Source organism: Cobetia sp. 1AS1 (assembly GCF_029846435.1).
Taxonomy (GTDB): Bacteria; Pseudomonadota; Gammaproteobacteria; order Pseudomonadales; family Halomonadaceae; genus Cobetia; species Cobetia amphilecti.
Map to the genome: position 1 here is coordinate 130,583 of NZ_JARWKU010000006.1, position 17,896 is coordinate 148,478.

14 protein-coding genes and 3 tRNA genes are annotated in these 17,896 nt (G+C 62.1%); 12 read left to right on the plus strand and 5 right to left on the minus strand.

What is annotated here, in order from left to right:
* Positions 1-60: 60 nt before the first annotated feature.
* From QD280_RS11810 to QD280_RS11850, 9 genes are all read left to right on the plus strand, one after another.
* Positions 61-137, plus strand: a tRNA-Arg gene (locus tag QD280_RS11810).
* A 93-nt stretch (positions 138-230) separates the two neighbouring features.
* Positions 231-305, plus strand: a tRNA-His gene (locus QD280_RS11815).
* A gap of 68 nt (positions 306-373) precedes the next feature.
* Positions 374-448, plus strand: a tRNA-His gene (locus QD280_RS11820).
* A 315-nt stretch (positions 449-763) separates the two neighbouring features.
* Positions 764-2,116 (plus strand): trigger factor, encoded by a 1,353-nt coding sequence (tig, locus tag QD280_RS11825; RefSeq protein ID WP_043331301.1) that lies wholly within the window; start codon positions 764-766, stop codon positions 2,114-2,116.
* Positions 2,117-2,238: 122 nt separating this feature from the next.
* Positions 2,239-2,859 carry an ATP-dependent Clp endopeptidase proteolytic subunit ClpP gene (gene clpP / locus QD280_RS11830; protein WP_043331300.1) on the plus strand — a complete coding sequence of 207 codons (621 nt, stop codon included), beginning with the start codon at positions 2,239-2,241 and terminating at the stop codon, positions 2,857-2,859.
* Between the two features lie 84 nt (positions 2,860-2,943).
* The gene (gene clpX / locus QD280_RS11835; protein ID WP_043331299.1) at positions 2,944-4,233 is read left to right on the plus strand and encodes an ATP-dependent Clp protease ATP-binding subunit ClpX; all 1,290 of its coding nucleotides are present in this window, start codon (positions 2,944-2,946) and stop codon (positions 4,231-4,233) included.
* Positions 4,234-4,465: 232 nt separating this feature from the next.
* Positions 4,466-6,874 (plus strand): endopeptidase La, encoded by a 2,409-nt coding sequence (lon, locus tag QD280_RS11840; protein ID WP_043331298.1) that lies wholly within the window; start codon positions 4,466-4,468, stop codon positions 6,872-6,874.
* A gap of 177 nt (positions 6,875-7,051) precedes the next feature.
* Entirely contained in the window at positions 7,052-7,324 is a 273-nt protein-coding gene (locus QD280_RS11845; RefSeq protein WP_043331296.1) for an HU family DNA-binding protein, read from the plus strand.
* 277 nt (positions 7,325-7,601) lie between these two features.
* A complete protein-coding gene (locus QD280_RS11850; RefSeq protein ID WP_279839364.1) occupies positions 7,602-9,416 on the plus strand; it encodes a SurA N-terminal domain-containing protein in 1,815 nt (604 codons plus the stop codon).
* Between the two features lie 199 nt (positions 9,417-9,615).
* On the opposite strand, the gene QD280_RS11855 is transcribed toward QD280_RS11850, so the two are convergent.
* A complete protein-coding gene (locus QD280_RS11855) occupies positions 9,616-10,572 on the minus strand; it encodes a LysR family transcriptional regulator (RefSeq protein WP_279832538.1) in 957 nt (318 codons plus the stop codon).
* Between the two features lie 264 nt (positions 10,573-10,836).
* Between QD280_RS11855 and QD280_RS11860 the strand changes: the two genes are divergently transcribed.
* From QD280_RS11860 to QD280_RS11870, 3 genes are all read left to right on the plus strand, one after another.
* Complete coding sequence (locus QD280_RS11860; RefSeq protein ID WP_043331293.1) at positions 10,837-11,835, plus strand: NADP-dependent oxidoreductase; 999 nt, start codon at positions 10,837-10,839, stop codon at positions 11,833-11,835.
* Between the two features lie 406 nt (positions 11,836-12,241).
* Positions 12,242-13,393 (plus strand): iron-containing alcohol dehydrogenase, encoded by a 1,152-nt coding sequence (locus tag QD280_RS11865; RefSeq protein ID WP_279839365.1) that lies wholly within the window; start codon positions 12,242-12,244, stop codon positions 13,391-13,393.
* 224 nt (positions 13,394-13,617) lie between these two features.
* Entirely contained in the window at positions 13,618-14,862 is a 1,245-nt protein-coding gene (locus QD280_RS11870; RefSeq protein ID WP_279839367.1) for a CobW family GTP-binding protein, read from the plus strand.
* Positions 14,863-14,890: 28 nt separating this feature from the next.
* On the opposite strand, the gene QD280_RS11875 is transcribed toward QD280_RS11870, so the two are convergent.
* Genes QD280_RS11875 through queC form a run of 4 tightly spaced genes read right to left on the minus strand, consistent with a single transcriptional unit; the run spans position 14,891 to position 17,518 of the window.
* Positions 14,891-15,178, minus strand: coding sequence for a YkgJ family cysteine cluster protein (locus QD280_RS11875; protein ID WP_279839368.1), 288 nt, complete (start codon positions 15,176-15,178; stop codon positions 14,891-14,893).
* On the minus strand, positions 15,175-16,074 hold the full coding sequence (locus QD280_RS11880) for a 6-carboxytetrahydropterin synthase (RefSeq protein WP_279839370.1): 900 nt from the start codon (positions 16,072-16,074) through the stop codon (positions 15,175-15,177). The genes QD280_RS11875 and QD280_RS11880 overlap by 4 nt, the downstream gene beginning before the upstream one ends.
* Before the next feature lie 8 nt (positions 16,075-16,082).
* Positions 16,083-16,775 carry a 7-carboxy-7-deazaguanine synthase gene (gene queE, locus QD280_RS11885; protein ID WP_225347032.1) on the minus strand — a complete coding sequence of 231 codons (693 nt, stop codon included), beginning with the start codon at positions 16,773-16,775 and terminating at the stop codon, positions 16,083-16,085.
* The gene (gene queC / locus QD280_RS11890; protein WP_192837585.1) at positions 16,775-17,518 is read right to left on the minus strand and encodes a 7-cyano-7-deazaguanine synthase QueC; all 744 of its coding nucleotides are present in this window, start codon (positions 17,516-17,518) and stop codon (positions 16,775-16,777) included. The genes queE and queC overlap by 1 nt, the downstream gene beginning before the upstream one ends.
* Positions 17,519-17,896: the final 378 nt, after the last annotated feature.

The window sequence follows — 17,896 nt, forward strand, 5'->3', positions numbered from 1 at the left end:
CGGTCTTCTGAAACAGTATTCAGGGCTTTGTCCGGAGGTTGACTCGCAGCATTAGTTTCTGCGCCTATAGCTCAACCGGATAGAGCAACGGCCTTCTAAGCCGTAGGTTGCAGGTTCGAGTCCTGCTGGGCGTGCCATCGAGATGACGTTTGTCATCGAAGTGGATGTCGGAATGCTCTTCATTGAGCCTGATGACTGCGACCAGACGATGTGAAGATGTTCATGCAATGGTGGGTGTAGCTCAGTGGTAGAGCCCCGGATTGTGACTCCGGTGGTCGTGGGTTCGAACCCCATCATCCACCCCATTGCATGTCAGCTTGAGCAGTATCAACGAGATGGAGACGGCAGGCTTTCTGTCCAACCTCCAGAAGTGGTGGGTGTAGCTCAGTGGTAGAGCCCCGGATTGTGACTCCGGTGGTCGTGGGTTCGAACCCCATCATCCACCCCACGTCTCGATGAATATCAGGATGCTGCCTGGCCCACTTGGGCGGGCGGCATGCCGCAAAAGGGGGAGAAGGCCAATGGCTTTCTCCTCCTTTTTTTTGGTTTTTTCGCACTGCTCCATGCATGACGATTCCGGGTTGCCGGGCGCTCCAGGTGCCTGTCTGGCGGGTAGGTGGAGCAGAAAATGGCCGGGGTCCTTGAATAGCTTGGACCAAGGCACCATATGAAAGGGTCATATCCGCGCTTGCCAGCGCGTGGCGGGGTTTCTACAATCTTCGCCTTTATGATTCGAACGCCACCAGTGGGTAGAGGAACTTTCATGCAAGCTTCTGTCGCAACGACTTCTCCGATCGAGCGCACGGTCACCATCACGGTGCCGGCTTCTGAAGTCGACCAGGCCGTCAACGCCCGTCTTCTGGAAACCGCCAAGACCGTTCGTCTGAACGGCTTCCGCAAGGGCCACGTGCCGATGGCAGTGGTGCAACAGCGTTACGGCAAGGACGTGCGCAACGAAATCGTTGGCGAGATCATGCGCCAGCATTACGTGACCGCCGTCACCGAAAACGAACTGAACCCGGCTGGCTGGCCGAAAATCGACGCGACTGTCGATGAAGCCGGCAAGGATCTGGAGTTCGTCGCGACTCTGGAAATCTACCCGGAAATCGAACTGAAGCCGATCGAAGGCGCTGAAATCGAGCGTCCGCAGGCCGAAGTGACCGACGCCGACGTCGAAGAGATGATCGAGACCCTGCGCAAGCAGAACGCCTCCTGGACCGACGTCGAGCGCGCTGCCGCTGACGGCGACCAGGTCAAGATCGACTTTGAAGGCTTCCTCGGTGAAGAGGCCTTCGAAGGCGGCAAGGCAGAAGGCCACGAGCTGGTGCTGGGCTCCAACAGCTTCATCCCGGGCTTCGAAGAGCAGCTGGTCGGCGCTGCTGCCGGCGACGACAAGGAAATCAAGGTTTCCTTCCCGGCTGACTACCAGGCCGAGCACCTCGCCGGTCAGGAAGCGACCTTCAAGGTCAAGGTCCACGCCGTCAAGGCTCAGGAACTGCCGGAAGTGAACGAAGAGTTCATCGCCCAGTTCGGCCTGGAAGCTGCCGATGTCGAAAGCTTCAAGGTGGAAGTGAAGAAGAACATGCAGCGTGAGCTGAAGAACGCGATCGAGAATCGCGTCAAGCAGCAGGTGCTGGCCGAACTGACCAAGGCCAACGACATCCTCGTGCCGCAGGCTCTGGCCGACCAGGAAATCGACGGTCTGAAGCGTCAGGCTGCACAGCAGTTCGGTCTGGGCGAAGACTTCGACGTCTCCCAGCTGCCGGGCGAGCTGTTCCAGGACCAGGCGGTCCAGCGCGTCAAGACTGGCCTGCTGCTTAGCGAAGTCGTCAGCAGCAACGAGATGGACGTCAGCGACGAAGAGCTGAATGCTCGCGTTGAAGAAATGGCTCAGCAGTACCAGGACCCGGCTCAGGTCACCGAGTACTATGGTTCCAACGAACAGGCTCGCAACCAGCTCAAGTCCGTGCTGCTTGAAGAGAAGGCCGTTGACAAGCTGCTGGCACAGGCTCAGGTTAAGGACGTTGCCATGTCCTACCAGGAAGCCCTGCAGGCTGCACAGCAGCAGGAAGAAGCAGAAGAAGAGGCTGCTGAAGCCGAAGGCGAGCAAGCCTGAAGCTTGGTTGACCCCTAGTGCTTGCTAGACCAGGACCCGGCTACGGCCGGGTCTCTGGTCAGTGGGCGGGGTAAAGTGGCATGCTCAATGGATATCAATGTCATCGGATGAAGGAAGCCCCCATGAACGACTTCGACATCAAGAATGCTGGCGGTCTGGTTCCGATGGTTGTCGAGCAGAATGCTCGCGGCGAACGGGCCTATGACATCTATTCCCGCCTGCTGAAGGAACGGGTGATCTTCCTTGTGGGTCCGGTTGAGGATTACATGGCCAATCTGGTCGTGGCTCAGCTGTTGTTCCTCGAGTCTGAAAACCCGGACAAGGACATCCATCTGTACATCAACTCGCCGGGCGGCTCCGTGACTGCAGGGATGGCGATCTACGACACCATGCAGTTCATCAAGCCCGACGTGTCCACCGTGTGCATCGGCCAGGCAGCCAGCATGGGTGCCTTGCTGCTGGCAGGCGGTGCCGCCGGCAAGCGCTACGCGCTGCCGAATTCCCGCGTCATGATCCACCAGCCGCTGGGCGGCTATCAGGGTCAGGCCACGGATATCGAGATTCACACCAAGGAAATCCTGACCATCCGTGAGAAGCTCAATCGCATTCTCGCGCACCACACTGGCCAGGACTTCGACACCATTGCCAATGATACTGACCGTGACAACTTCATGGCGGCCAATCAGGCAGTGGAGTACGGCCTGATCGATGCCGTGCTGGAACGCCGTCCCGACGTGGAGTGATCCGCGTAAACGGCTGACCTGACGTCGGCAAACATGCATTTCCGGCGGCTCCCCGGGGAGTCGCCGCCATTGAGAGGTACGCGAATGGCTGACGGCAAAGGCAAGGACGAGAACGGCAAACTGCTGTACTGCTCCTTCTGTGGCAAGAACCAGAATGAAGTGCGCAAGCTGATCGCGGGACCTTCCGTCTACATCTGCGACGAATGTGTCGATCTGTGCAATGACATCATTCGCGAAGAGGTCCTCGAAGCCGACGCCGAAGGTGATGATGATCGCCTGCCGGCGCCGCGTGAGATTCGTTCCACTCTCGACGATTACGTGATCGGCCAGGACCGCGCCAAGCGTGTGCTGTCCGTGGCGGTGTACAACCACTACAAGCGTCTGCGTGCCGGTCAGAAGGCCGCGGATGAAGTCGAGCTGGGCAAGTCCAACATCCTGCTCATCGGCCCGACCGGTAGCGGCAAGACGCTGCTGGCCGAGACGCTGGCGCGCCTGTTGAACGTCCCGTTCACCATCGCGGATGCGACCACCCTGACCGAAGCGGGCTATGTCGGTGAGGACGTCGAGAACATCATCCAGAAGCTGCTGCAGAAATGCGATTACGATGTCGAGAAGGCCGAGCGTGGCATTGTCTACATCGATGAGATCGACAAGATCTCGCGCAAGTCCGACAACCCCTCCATCACGCGTGATGTCTCGGGTGAAGGCGTGCAGCAGGCACTGCTCAAGCTGATCGAGGGCACCACTGCCTCGGTGCCGCCGCAGGGCGGTCGCAAGCACCCCCAGCAGGAGTTCCTGCAGGTGAATACCGGCAACATCCTGTTCATCGTCGGCGGTGCTTTCGCCGGGCTGGACAAGGTAATCCGCGAACGCGCCGAGAAGGGTGGCATCGGCTTCAATGCCGAGGTCAAGAGCAAGCAGGACGAGAAGACCGTGGGTCGCGTGCTGGCAGACGTCGAGCCGGGTGATCTGGTCAAGTTCGGTCTCATTCCCGAGTTCGTTGGCCGCCTGCCGGTCATCGCGACACTGACCGAGCTTGACGAAGATGCCCTGGTGCAGATTCTGACCGAGCCGAAGAACTCGCTGGTCAAGCAGTACTCGCGCCTGTTCGAGATGGAAGATGTCGAGCTGGACCTGCGCGAAGATGCACTGCGTGCCGTGGCTCGCAAGGCCATCGAGCGTCGTACCGGCGCACGTGGTCTGCGCTCGATCCTCGAGTCCGTGCTGCTCGACACCATGTATGACATCCCGTCCGAGGAGAGTGTCAGCAAGGTGGTGGTGGATGAGTCGGTGATTGCCGGCGACAGCAAGCCGCTGCTGATCTACTCCAAGAACGAAGAGAGTCAGGGCAAGGTGGCCGGCAAGGACGGCTGAAACGTCCGGGCCTGAGTCGCACCAACGGGGGGCCGCAAGGCCCCCCGTTGCGTTTGCGCTCGCAAGCCATCCTTACTGTGATGCATTCGCGGGTCACGCACGGCTTCATTCAGCGTTGAGTTACCGCCAGGCGTGTCGGGATCATTGCAAAATCATGACCTTGCCCCCATGGTCTCAGTATCAAAGTGCCGTGTGAGGCGGCCCACCCACAGAATACCGAGGAACGTCTGCCATGGAGCAGAACGAAGATCAGACCCTGACACTTCCGCTGCTGCCGCTGCGGGATGTGGTGGTCTATCCCCAGATGGTGATTCCGCTGTTCGTCGGCCGGGAAAAGTCGATCCAGGCCCTCGAAGTGGCCATGGAAGGCGACAAGAAGATCCTGCTTGCGGCGCAGCGTGAAGCCAGCCAGGACGACCCGACGGCGGAAGACCTGTTCGCCATCGGCACCGTTGCCGACATCATGCAGCTGCTCAAACTCCCTGATGGCACCGTCAAGGTGCTGATCGAGGGCAGTTCGCGCGCCGATATCCAGGCGATTCGCCTGCACGACGACGGCCACAGCATCGCCGACGTCGCCCTGCGTGACAGCCAGCCGCTGTCCGAGCGGGAGCAGGAAACCCTGGTGCGCGTGCTGCTCAACCAGTTCGAGCAGTATGTGAAGCTCTCCAAGAAGGTGCCAAATGAAGTGCTGGGCAGCCTGCAGGGCATTGAAGACCCGAGCCGTCTGGTGGACACCATCAGTGCGCATCTGTCGCTGGGCATCAACGACAAGCAGGCGCTGCTCGAGATGGACAAGGTGCGTGACCGCATCGAGCACCTGATGACGCTGATCGAAGCGGAGATCGACCTGTTGCAGGTCGAGAAGCGCATTCGTACCCGCGTCAAGGAGCAGATGGAGAAGTCGCAGCGCGAGTACTACCTCAATGAGCAGATGAAGGCTATCCAGAAGGAAATGGGTGAGCTGGATGACGTGCCCAACGAGGTCGAGCAGTACGAGCGTCGCATCAAGGACGCCGGCATGCCGAAGGAGGCAGAGGAGAAGGCCACTCAGGAGCTCAACAAGCTCAAGATGATGGGGCCGACTTCCGCCGAGGCGACCGTGGTGCGCACTTACCTGGATTGGCTGTGCGACGTGCCGTGGAAGAAGCGCACGCGTGTGCGTCATGACATCGACCACGCCGCCAAGGTGCTGGACGAGGACCACTACGGTCTGGATGAGGTCAAGGAACGTATCCTCGAGTATCTCGCCGTGCAGAAGCGCGTCAAGAAGCTCAAGGGGCCGGTGCTGTGTCTGGTCGGTCCGCCGGGTGTCGGCAAGACCTCGCTGGGCAAGTCCATCGCACGTGCCACCAACCGTCAGTACACCCGTATGGCGCTGGGCGGCGTGCGCGATGAGTCCGAGATCCGCGGTCACCGTCGCACCTATATCGGGGCGCTGCCGGGCAAGATCATCCAGCGCATGGCCAAGACAGGCGTGAAGAATCCGCTGGTGCTGCTAGACGAGATCGACAAGCTGGGCATGGACCACCGCGGTGATCCGGCCTCGGCGCTGCTTGAGGTGCTTGACCCGGAGCAGAACGACAAGTTCGCCGATCACTACCTCGAGCTTGATTACGATCTGTCCGAGACCCTGTTCATCTGTACGTCCAACTCGATGAACATTCCGGGCCCGCTGCGCGACCGCATGGAAATCATCCGTCTGCCGGGTTACACCGAAGACGAGAAGCTGGCCATCGCCATGCGCTACCTGGCGCCCAAGCAGCTCAAGGCCAATGGTCTGAAGCCGGGCGAGCTGACCTTCAGCGAAGCCTCCGTGCTCGAGCTGATCCGTTACTACTCGCGTGAAGCCGGTGTGCGTGAACTTGAGCGCCAGCTCGCCAAGGTCTGCCGCAAGATCGTGCGTGAGCGTGTGGTCGCCGAGGCAAAGGAGGGTGCACTGTCCTCCATGCATCTTGAGGCCGAGCAGGTCGAGCGCTACGCGGGTGTGCGCAAGTACAGCTTCGGCCTTGCCGATGCCGAGGACCAGATCGGCCGTGTCACTGGCCTGGCCTGGACCTCCGTCGGTGGTGAGCTGCTTACCATCGAATCTGTCGTCACGCCGGGCAAGGGCCGTGTCAGCAAGACCGGGTCACTGGGCGACGTCATGAAGGAGTCGGTGAGTGCGGCCCACACCGTGGTGCGTGCGCGTGCCGAGGCCTTCGGTATCGAGGCTGAGCGCTTCGAGAAGGAAGACCTGCACATCCACGTGCCGGAAGGCGCCACGCCCAAGGACGGCCCCAGTGCGGGCGCTGCCATGGTCACCGCGATGGTATCCGCTTACTGTGGACGCCCCGTGCGCTGTGACGTGGCAATGACCGGTGAGGTCAACCTGCGCGGCGAAGTCATGCCGATCGGTGGCCTCAAGGAGAAATTGCTGGCGGCGCGACGCGGTGGTATAAAGCTTGTGCTGATTCCCGAGGAAAATCGCCGTGACCTCAAGGAGGTTCCGGACACCATCAAGGATGCACTCGATATTCGGCCGGTGCGCTGGATCGACGAAGTGCTTGAGGTGGCTCTAGCAGAAAAGTCTACTGCTGAGAAGGACGATTCTCGTTCAGACGATGCCAGTGGTCGTCAGACAATGATCAGTACACATTGACGGGATTTTTTTGGCCATGCCGCTGTCGAAACGGCGGCGTGGTGCGGTTTTGCGCGTGAGGTTGCTTGACAGTCGTTTGAGGGCGTTGCTATAAACTCCGCTTCGTCGCGATCGCGTTTAGCACCCGTAATTTTCGCGCTGATTTCTGGTAATTTTTGCAAATTCAAGGGGTGAAGAGTGAATAAATCCGAGCTGATCGAAGCCATTGCTGCATCTGCCGATATTCCGAAAGCAGCAGCTAGCCGTGCACTCGATGCGATGGTCGACACCGTCACTGATAGCCTGAAGAAGGGTGAGACCGTGGCACTGGTCGGGTTCGGCACCTTTATTGTCAAGGAACGTGCTGCACGTACTGGCCGTAACCCGCAGACTGGCGCTCCGATCGAGATCAGTGCTGCCAAGGTGCCGAGCTTCAAGGCTGGCAAGGCACTGAAAGACGCCGTCAACTGAGGTCTGCCTGCTTCGCAGGCACCCGGTGGCGCGGTACCGGTTCGGGAGTGGTCTGATGACTGCCGAACCGGCACCAGAACATCGAAGCGCATCGCCTGGCGATGCGCTTTTTTTGTGGCTGAACCCGGCCATGTCGGCAGGGCGCAAGCGTTTGATGACCCTGGCGAGTCAGTCAGTCGTGCAAAGTCACCTGCATCTGTCTGCGGCATGCGTATAATCATCAGTCACTGAGTCGCGGCCCTTGTGGCCATTCCAATCCCTGTAGTTCGAGGCCTGCATGCTGCAACGAATTCGAGACCGGTCGCATGGCTGGGTGGCCAAGACGATCGTTGGTTTCATTGTCGTCACCTTTGCCTTCTTTGGTGTTGAGTCGATCATTGGCGCCTTCACTGCCAGCAGTGACGACGTGGCCACGGTCAATGGCGATACCATCAGCCGTCAGGCGGTGGAAACCGAAGTCCAGCGTGCCATCCGTTCTGGCCAGGTAGCGCCGGAACAGGAGCGCGAAGCACGCAATCAGATCATCAACCAGATGATCGATTCCCGCCTGCTGGATCAATACGCCGAGGAAGGCGGCCTGCACATGTCCGATGCGCAGCTCGATCAACTGATCGTGAGCATTCCGGACTTCCAGGACGACAAGGGACGCTTCGATGCCGACCTGTTCCGCAATCGTCTGGCCAGCGCCGGCTATTCTCCCACCTCCTTCCGCCAGCAGCTGAGCAGCGACACCCTGCGCCAGCAGTTGACCGACGGCTTTGCCGCCAGTGCCTTCGTGCTGCCGGGCGAAGAAGAGAAGCTCAGCCAGCTGCAGCGTCAGACGCGCACCTTCCGCTATGCCACGCTGAGCAGTGCGGACCTCGATGCGCCGGTGACGGTCAGCGAAGACGAGCTCAAGGCCTGGTATGACAGCCACCAGGACAACTACCGCCGCCCGGCACAGGTCAAGCTGGCCTACGTGCTGCTGGACCAGAACGAGCTGGCCAGCGGTGGCGATATCAGCGAAGACACGCTCAAGGCCGAATATGCGGCCAAGCGTGCTGATGCGCCGCGGGAAATCGCGCACATCATGGTCGAGAAGGGTGACGATGATGCAGCGGCACGTGCCAAGCTCGAGAGCGCACGTGACGCACTCGCCAACGGCGAAGACTTCGCCAAGGTGGCGGCCGAAGTCTCCGAAGACAGCTCCACGGCCGAGGACGGCGGTGAGCTTGGCGTGATCACCCGCGGTATCTTCGGTGAAGACTTCGATGATGCGGCCTTCGCACTGGATGAAGGTCAGGTCTCGGATATCGTCGATACCGGCGACAGCCTGCACCTGATCAAGGTGACCGGTCTGGACATCGCGCCCTTCGAGGACATGCGCGACGAGCTGCTGACGCAAGCCCGTCAGGCCGCTTCCCGCGATACCTTCAACGAGAAGGCGCAGCAGCTGAAAGATGAGAGCTTCGCGGCGGATGATCTGGCCGGCGTCGCCGAGGATCTGGACCTGCCGCTGAAGAAGACCGACTGGGTCGCGCAGGAAAATGATGACGAACTGCTGTCCGAGCCGGGTGTGATGGCGGCAGCCTTCGGTGACGAAGTGCTGGAAGACGGCTACAACAGTGACGTCATCGAACTGGATGACAGCCGTCGTCTGGTACTGCGCGTTCTCGAGCAGCGTCCGGCCACCACGCTGGCGCTGGATGAGGTCAAGCAGCAGGTTCAGCACGAGGCCAAGGCCGACAAGACCGCCAAGGCACTCGAAGCACTGGCCGAGAAGCGTCTGGAGACACTGCGCCAGGGTGGATCACTCGAGGGGATCGACTGGCAGCAGGCTGATGACGTCAGCCGTCAGGCCAGCACCCAGCTGCCGCAGAGTCTGGTCAAGCAGGCCTTCACATTGGCGCACCCGCAGGATGGCCAACCGGTCTACGGCAAGGCGTCGCTCAGTGGTGGCATCGCGCTGATCGCCCTGACCGAGATCGGCGAGGCCGAGCCGGGCGAGATGGACCAGTTCCTCTCGCGTCTGGCCACGCGTCTGCGTGCTCAGGCTGCTGTCACGGGTCTGCAGGAATCTCTGCGTGAGCGTGCCGAGATCGAGCGCAACTGATCGAGCGCAAATGAGCCAGGCAACTGGCGTGGGCAGCTTTCCCTGCCAATGAGACCGCCACCCCTTGGGGTGGCGGTCTTTTTTTGGTTCAAGCCATTGGGTTCAGGCCTTTGGGTCAAGCCTCGCAGGCTCAGATATCGAAGCTCAGGCCGCGAGGCTGAGTGCGAATGTGGTGTAAGGTCATGAGTCTTGTATCAAGTCACGAGCCCAGCCGCTGACGCAGGCGCTGGGAGAGTTCGCGGTGACGGGCCTGAATGCCCGTGGAGAGCGTCTGGCGCAGCCAGCGGTGGCCAGCGTCATGATGCAAGCGTTCGTGCCACACCAGCCAGTAGGAGAAGCGGTTTAGGGTGATGGGCAGCGGGCGCAGGGCCAGCGGCAGCTGATCGAGCATGCTGATGGCCAGACAGCCCGGCACGCACAGCAGCAGGTCGCTGTGGCAGCTGACACTGAAGGCGGCCAGGAAGTGGGGCTGGCGCATGACGACCTGACGACTCAGTCCCAGTTCTGCAAGCTTGAGGTCCACCGCGCCTCGCTCATCACCGCCCATGCTGATCAGTTGGTGACTGGCGGCGAGGAAGTCCTCCAGGCTCAAGGACTCCTTCGCGGCCAGCGGATGGTCCTGGCGCATCACGCAGACGAACTGATCATCCCCGATCTCGCGACCATGCACGCCGGCCGGCACCCTGGCGGTGGGCACGCACATCGCAAGCTCCGGCCCACCTTCTTCCAGCTGTTGTTCGACATTGCCGCCATAGGCCTGGATATCCAGACGGATGCCGGGCGCCTGCTCGTGCAGCGGGGCGATCTGGGGCGCCACGAAGGCGTGCATGCCGTAATCGGTGGTGGCCAGCTGAAAGCGACGCTGGCTATCTTCAGGCGAGAACTCGGGCGGTGCCAGCAGGGCGCCCAGCTCCTGCAGCAGGCGGGCGAGGGGCTGCCTGAGGGCCTCTGCGCGTGCGGTGGGGCGCAGACCGCGTTGCGCGCGCACGAACAGGGGGTCATCAAAGGCCTCGCGCAGCCGGCCCAGGGTGCGGGACACCGCAGGCTGGCTCAGGTTGAGGCGCTCAGCGGCCCGCGACACGCTGCGGGTTTCCAGCAGCGCATGCAGCGCGACCAGCGTATTGAGATCATGGCGAGCAAGTTCAGCCAGATGCATGGCAAGCGGTTCCCGGTAGCGAGGCGGCCCAGTCACTGGGATGAAAGTGTGCAGTTTCAACCGCACATGATATCAGTCTCATGCATACCGGGATTCAGTTTCTGTCATTGGTGTGATATCGGGAGCGCGCGTAATCTGGGAGCACTTCGTCGCCGAGCAACGCTTGCGGCGGCCAGTCGTCACAGGGTTGAGGCCATGGGCCAGCGGCTTGATGACGATTCTGATCACACGTCGTTTGAACAGATCATTCGCAAGGAGCATTGCATGCAGACACGCTATTACACGATCACCGACTATCCGAAAGGCACCCCGGAACGCGATCTGTTCCAGTTGCGTGAGGAAGAGCTGAGCGAGCTCGGCGAAGGCGAGGTGCGCATTCGCAACAGCTGGCTGTCCGTCGATCCCTACATGCGTGGCCGCATGAGCGGCGTGAAGACCTATATCGACCCCTTCGAGCTCAATGAGCCGCTGCAGGGCGCAGCCGTCGGTGAAGTGATCGAGTCACGTGACTCTCGCTTCAAGAGCGGCGACAAGGTACGTCACATGGGTGGCTGGCGTGACATCGCACAGCTGTCGGGTGACCAGGTCGAACCGTTGCCAAGCATCGAGGTGCCGGAGCAGGCCTACCTGGGCGTGCTGGGCATGCCGGGCATGACCGCCTGGACCGGCCTCAACATCATCGCCGAGATGAAAGAGGGCGATAACGTGCTGGTCAGCGCGGCCTCCGGCGCGGTCGGCTCGCTTGCCGTGCAGCTGGCCAAGGCCAAGGGCGGCACTGTCGTCGGCATCGCCGGCAGCCAGGAAAAGCTCGATTGGCTGGAAGCGCGGGGCGTCAAGGCGGTCAGCTACAAGGGCAAGGACGCCGAGCAGCTGACGAAGGCGCTCAAGGAAGCCTGCCCGGATGGCTTTGATGTCTACTACGAGAATGTCGGCGGTGATTGCCTGGTGGCGGCGCTGAACAACCTGAATGTCGGCGCACGCATCGCCGTCTGCGGCATGATCTCCAGCTACAACGATACCGAGGCGGCACCTGGCCCCTCGAACATTTCGATGATCCTGATCCGACGCGCGCGCATGCAGGGATTCATCGTCTTCGATCACTGGCAGAACTACAGCCGCTTCCTCGAAGAGGTAGGGCCGCAGGTCGCCAAGGGCGATATCGACTACGAAGAGACGGTGGAAGAAGGGCTCGAGCAGACGCCGGATGCCTTCCTCAAGCTGTTCTCGGGTGGCAACAAGGGCAAGATGCTGGTGCGTCTCTGATCTTAGAACTGAGTGCTGAGAGCTGCGACAGCATTGCTGAAGATCCGGACTGAAGACCCGAACACCTGACGTCGCGCGTATGCGCGCTGCTCAGGCAGTCACGAAAGGCTCGCTGCGGCGGGCCTTTTGCGTGGGTGGCCTGGCGTTGTTCATCACGCATTACTGGTCATCAAATATCACTGGTCATCAGGATTGGTGACTCTCACGAACCAAAGACGTGCGGTTTGCGCTCTACTTTGGTCTTGGTCACTGCTCTAGAATGCAGGCCATCGTTCGTGGGCAGGTGGCATCATCGTCGCGCTTTTCTGTCACTTCGCCCACATATCACTCTGTGTCAGGTGGCGCCTGACCACGGCCCTGTCATCTCATGTTGCCGTGTCGCCCCTGACTCCGCGAGGAGAGCATCATGCAGGACTTTACCTATCAGAACCCGACCCGCGTGCACTTCGGTGCCGGTCAGATCGCCAAGGTGCGTGACGAGATTCCGGCGGATGCCCGCGTGCTGGTCACCTACGGTGGCGGGTCGATCAAGCGCAATGGCGTGATGGATCAGATCGAAGCCGCACTGGAAGGCCGTCAGTGGTGGAGCTTCGGCGGCATCGAGCCGAACCCGAGCTATCACACCCTGCTCGAAGCCCTGGAAGTCATCAAGCGCGAGAAGATCGATTATCTGCTGGCGGTCGGAGGTGGCAGCGTCGCCGATGGCAGCAAGTTCCTCGCGCTCGCCGCCTGTCATGCCGGTGATCCGTGGGAGATTCTCGCCGAGGGCAAGCACCCCGAGACGGCGCTGCCGCTGGGCGTGGTGCTGACACTACCGGCCACGGGTTCCGAGTCCAATGGCAACGCCGTGGTCACCAACTACGAGACCCACGACAAGCTGCCGATGTTCAGCGAGCTGGTCTATCCGCGTTTCGCGGTGCTGGACCCGGCCACCACCCTGACCCTGCCGGAGCGTCAGAGCGTGAATGGCGTCGTCGATGCCTTCATCCACGTCAGCGAGCAGTACCTGACCTATCCGGTCAATGCGCCGGTGCAGGACCGCTTCTCCGAAGGGCTGCTGATGACGCTGATCGAGGAAGGCCCCAAGGTGCTGAGCCAGCCGGATGATCTGGCCGTGCGCGCCAACATCATGTGGGCCGCCAACCTGGGCCTCAACGGCCTGATCGGGCGTGGCGTGCCACAGGACTGGGCCACCCACATGATCGGTCACGAGATCACCGCACTGCACGGTGTCGATCATGGTCGCACCCTGACCATCGTGATGCCGGCGCTGTGGGAAGAGCTGTTCGAGGCCAAGCGTGCCAAGCTGGCGCAATACGGTCGCCGCGTCTGGGCGCTGGAGGGCGATGAGGAGAGCGTCGCGCGCGCCGCCATCGACAAGACCCGTGACTTCTTCACTCGTCTGGGCGCGCCGGTGTCGTTGAGCGAAGCCGGTATCAGTGCCGACAGCATCGATCAGCTGGTCGACAATCTGACCCGTCACGGCTTCACCGCCATCGGTGAGCACGGCGATATCACGCCGGACGTGGCGCGTCGTATCCTGACCCGCGCTGCCTGATCGCACGGGTCAGTCAGGCTCGAGTGTCAGCCTCAAACCCCTCGTCACCTCTGGTGGCGAGGGGTTTTGCGTATCTCCCTCTTGTCTTTCCCCTTGTTGCAGCTTGCCGATCGCCAGATCGCGTCATGCCCAAGAGCTGGATTCGCTTGACGAGACTTCGTCGCCGGCCGCTTTTTGTTACTCTATAACCTTTTGCACGCCCTTCATCTTGCGGAGATTTCAGCATGTCTGTGGCTTCACGCGTCGCCAGAAGTGGCGATGCCCCGACGAGCCCGGTTCCGGTGCATCTGATCACCGGCTTTCTGGGAACGGGCAAGAGCAGTTTCATCCAGGCATTGGTCGCGGCCAAGCCAGCGGATGAGCACTGGGCGATCCTGGTCAATGAGTTCGGGCAGGTGGGGATCGATCAGGCGCTGTTTGCCGAGCGCGAGGATGTCAGCGTCAAGGGGCTGCCCGGCGGGTGTCTGTGCTGTCAGCTGGCCTTCGTGTTGCAGGCGGGGCTGGTCAGCCTGATCCATCAGACGCGACCTGACCGTCTGATCATCGAGCCTTCGGGGCTGGGCCATCCGGCGGGACTGATCGATGTGCTGCGCAGCGAAGGGCTGGCCTCGGCGCTTGCGCTTGAGGAAGTCATCACCCTGCTGGACCCGCGTGCACTGGACGATACCCGCACGCGTGAGCACGGCACCTTCCAGGATCAGTTGACGCTGGCGGGCGGCGTGGTGCTCAGCAAGCGTGATCTGGCGAGTGATCAGCAGCTGGCGGCCGCGCATGAGTTTCTGGCGGGGATGTGGCCGCGCAAGCGCTGGGTCGGTGAGCTGGGCAGAGCCGACGGCGAAAGCCAGCCGCCGCAGGCCCGCATGGCCGGTCAGGAGGTCGCACTGATCGATTGGCTGCTGTCAGCAGAACGCGCGCCTCAGCGCCAGGGCGGCGGGCATGGCTGTGACGCTCATAACGTAAGCGACGTGCGTGAAGACCAGCCCGAGATCAGCATGCCGGCCGCCCATCGTGCTGCGCGGGATAGGGCGCGTCTGGCGCAGGCCAGAGCTGAGCCGTCCGCCTCAGGCATGATGCCACTGCCCGGCGCACCGGTGATCGAGCAGGCCGAGGGGCTTGAGCATGCCAGTCTGGGCTGGCGAATCGCCGCAAGCGAGGTCTTCGATCTCGATCAGCTGACCCAATGGCTGGATGGCCTGCCGCGTGAGTGGCGCATCAAGGGCATCTTTCATACCCAGGATGGTTGGCGCAGCTATAACCGCGCCAATGGGCGTGCCGAGCTTGCGCCGTCCAGTTGGCGCGAGGATTCGCGGCTTGAGCTGATTGCACCGCTGGATGGGCAGGAGCAGGGGGAGGAGCAGGAAGGGATGGTGGCTGCGTTGCCGCTTGAGGATTCCCGCCAGCTGAATGCAGCCTTGCTGGCCTGTCGCAGCGACGGTGCCGCCAGGCCCTTCAACTTCTTCGGCGAGTGAGCTGAGCACCTCCCTCAGGAAGCGCTTCTTACGTCAGGCGCTCCCACTCGCCGATCAGGCGCAGGGCCTCTTCGCGGGAATCGCCACACAGCTCGTGATCGAAATCGAAGTCGCCGCACACCGCCGGACGCTGCGGCGTGCCGAACAGCTTGCACAGATTGTCGTCATCCAGATGCACGCAACGCACCCCCGCCGGCTTGCCATTGGGCATGCCGGGAATCGGGCTCGAGATCGAGGGGGCGATGCAGCAGCCGCCGCAACCGGCACGACAGCCGGGAGCGGCAGCATCTGCAGAAAGGGCGGCAGTCTGCGTCATGAGGTGGCGGACGTGTCTTCGTGCTCGGGGAGGACGAGAGGCTCACGCGCCGTCTGCGGGGTATGCCGCGCGATGGCGCCCTTGTTGATGCCCTCGTAGGCTTCGACGCGGATGCTGTCACCGCTGTCGAGGGCGATCTGGCGCGCCAGCCAGTCGGCGATCCACTCGATGGTGGTCGGTGTCGGCAGCAGCCAGACCTGCTTGCGCGGCAGGCGGATGCGGAACCTGCCCTGCGGCGCTTCATAGCTGAATACCAGCTCACGCCCCGGGCGGTCGATCAGATCGCCTTCCTCGGCCAGGTAGCGATCGTTGAGCTTCTCGGCCCACTCGGCTTCCAGCGCCGTGTCCCGCACACCATTGCGCTCGATGATCAGCGGCGAGCGATGCCCATGCGCGATACGCTGGCAGTTGCCACTGTGATGGCGCAGGCCATGACTGTAGGTGTAGGCGGCGCCGTCGATGGTCTCGTCTCGCAGACGCACACGTAGCGCCTCGACGCGCGGCGGCAGGCGGCGAGTCAGCAGCTTCTCGAAGTGGTTGGCCAGTACCTCGGTGGTGACCTCGGCCACCGGCAGCAGGCAGAAGGCCTGACGCGGGCCGCGCACTTCCATGGCGTAGGGCTGGGTGAAGCGCAGGCACAGTCCTTCCGGGCAGTCCGTGACGCTCACGCCTTCGGCCTGGCTGGGCACGATCAGGGTATGATCGGCGTCCTGATCGATCATGCGCTTGGCCCACGGCTTGACGTCGCCGAAGTCGAACAGCATGCCGTCATGGCCGACGGCGCCGTCCAGCTCCAGATCCAGATGCTGGCTGATGCCGTACAGGCCGCGGGTATTGCTCCACACCGAGGCATCCACCGCGGTGAGGGCCCTGACGAACAGGGTCTTGGGAGTCATTGCGGTCATCAATCGATACCACTGATCTTGTGAGTCTGCAGCGAGAGCTGCCACTGGGGATTGCGCATGCAGTAGCTGACGCACTGGTTCATCGGCGTGTCGGACGCCAGCACCTCGCGGTAATGCTCGCGGGCTGCGGCAGGCGCGGGCAGGGCATCGAGGGCGGCGGTATCCAGTGGCTGCAGATAGAAGTGCGCGAAGTCCAGGCTGGCGAATCGCTCCGGCAGGGCCTCCGGCTGCGGGTAGACGAGCTTGAGCTCATCGCCGCCGGTGAGGACCAGCTCGCTGGCGCCCTTGGGGCTGACGCATAGCCAGTCGATGCCGGCAGGCGGCTCGACGGTGCCGTTGGTCTCCACCGCGATCTCGAAGCCGCGGGCGTGCATCGCGTCCACCAGCTCGCTGTCGAGCTGCAACAGCGGCTCACCGCCGGTGAAGACCACATAGGGCGTGGCGATGCCGGTGTGCTCCGGCCACAGGCTGGCCAAAAAGTCCGCCAGCGCGTTTGCGGTGCGGAACTTGCCGCCATTCTGGCCGTTGGTGCCGACGAAATCGGTGTCGCAGAAGCGGCAGACCGAGGTGTCGCGGTCCTGCTCGCGGCCACTCCACAGATTGCAGCCGGCAAAGCGGCAGAACACGCTGGCGCGCCCTGCGCGAGCACCTTCGCCCTGCAGGGTGTAGAACGCTTCCTTTACCGTATACATCAGAGAGTGCCTGCGCCCTTGGCCGAGTCGGTCGTTTCGTAACTGAGCGGATCGCTCAGCCCATGGGCGGCGAAGGCCTCGAGACGCTCACGGCAGCTGCCGCATTCCCCGCAGGCCAGTTCGCGGCCTTCGTAGCAGGTCCAGGTCTGGGCGTAATCGAGCTGCATGGCGATGCCGGCGGCCAGAATCTCGTCCTTGCTTGCGTGCAGGAAGGGCGCGCGAATCTCGACTGGGGAGAAGTTGGCGATGGCGGCGACGGCGTTCATCTTGTCGACGAACTCCGGACGGCAATCCGGGTAGAGCACGTGATCGCCACCGTGGGCACCATAGAAGCAGACCTCGGCCTCGATGTTGACGGCCTTGGCGATGGCCAGTGACAGCAGGATCATGTTGCGGTTGGGCACCACGGTCGAGGTCATGGAGGCCTCGTCGTAGTCGGCCTTGGGCATTGCCTGGTCACTGTTGGTCAGCGCGGAGTTGTCGATCAGGCCATGGATGGCGCGAATGTCGACGACTTCGTGGGCGACGCCCAGCGACTCGCAGACCTGGCGTGCGACGTCGAGCTCACGCGAGTGACGTTGGCCATAATGGAAGGAGAGGGCGTGTACCTCGAAGCCTTCCTTCAGCGCCTGGTGCAGGACAGTGTAGGAGTCCATGCCACCGGAGTAGATGACGACGGCGCGGGGGCGCTCTGCAGAGGAAGCAGAAGCGGAGACAGCGGAATTCTGGACGTTGAGAGTCATGACGGAGAATTTCTTTGACCGATGGATTCGGCGCCCGGGATCCGGTCCGGGCGAAACGGGCGCCTATCCTACTCTTCCGCACGCCTTGATGCCACTCGTGCACTGGCGCGGGCCGCGGATACGCCGCCTGTCGCCAGATTCTTCAGCGGCCATGGCAGCCAAGCGTTGAGTCGGCGAGAAAATAGCCTTGGTACCCGCACCACAGGCTGGCATAGACTCGGAGTATTAGCGAAGCGTAGAGAGAGTCGTCTGCGTGCTGCACGCTTGTCCACCTAGTGCTTCGCCTTCTGGCACGCACTTCGGGATGACGGGTTGAGGAGCAGGTTGAGGGGCAGGTCGAGGAGCCGGCTGAGTGGCTTGCCGAATGGCTCCGGGCGT

What these genes read in the sequence shown, in the direction of transcription:
- QD280_RS11860 (WP_043331293.1), top strand. Translation starts at nt 10,837, where the DNA reads ATGCAGACACGCTATTACACGATCACCGACTATCCGAAAGGCACCCCG.
- clpX (WP_043331299.1), top strand. Translation starts at nt 2,944, where the DNA reads ATGGCTGACGGCAAAGGCAAGGACGAGAACGGCAAACTGCTGTACTGC.
- QD280_RS11865 (WP_279839365.1), top strand. Translation starts at nt 12,242, where the DNA reads ATGCAGGACTTTACCTATCAGAACCCGACCCGCGTGCACTTCGGTGCC.
- QD280_RS11850 (WP_279839364.1), top strand. Translation starts at nt 7,602, where the DNA reads ATGCTGCAACGAATTCGAGACCGGTCGCATGGCTGGGTGGCCAAGACG.
- queE (WP_225347032.1), bottom strand. Translation starts at nt 16,775, where the DNA reads ATGTATACGGTAAAGGAAGCGTTCTACACCCTGCAGGGCGAAGGTGCT.
- QD280_RS11855 (WP_279832538.1), bottom strand. Translation starts at nt 10,572, where the DNA reads ATGCATCTGGCTGAACTTGCTCGCCATGATCTCAATACGCTGGTCGCG.
- queC (WP_192837585.1), bottom strand. Translation starts at nt 17,518, where the DNA reads ATGACTCTCAACGTCCAGAATTCCGCTGTCTCCGCTTCTGCTTCCTCT.
- clpP (WP_043331300.1), top strand. Translation starts at nt 2,239, where the DNA reads ATGAACGACTTCGACATCAAGAATGCTGGCGGTCTGGTTCCGATGGTT.
- lon (WP_043331298.1), top strand. Translation starts at nt 4,466, where the DNA reads ATGGAGCAGAACGAAGATCAGACCCTGACACTTCCGCTGCTGCCGCTG.
- QD280_RS11870 (WP_279839367.1), top strand. Translation starts at nt 13,618, where the DNA reads ATGTCTGTGGCTTCACGCGTCGCCAGAAGTGGCGATGCCCCGACGAGC.
- tig (WP_043331301.1), top strand. Translation starts at nt 764, where the DNA reads ATGCAAGCTTCTGTCGCAACGACTTCTCCGATCGAGCGCACGGTCACC.
- QD280_RS11875 (WP_279839368.1), bottom strand. Translation starts at nt 15,178, where the DNA reads ATGACGCAGACTGCCGCCCTTTCTGCAGATGCTGCCGCTCCCGGCTGT.
- QD280_RS11880 (WP_279839370.1), bottom strand. Translation starts at nt 16,074, where the DNA reads ATGACTCCCAAGACCCTGTTCGTCAGGGCCCTCACCGCGGTGGATGCC.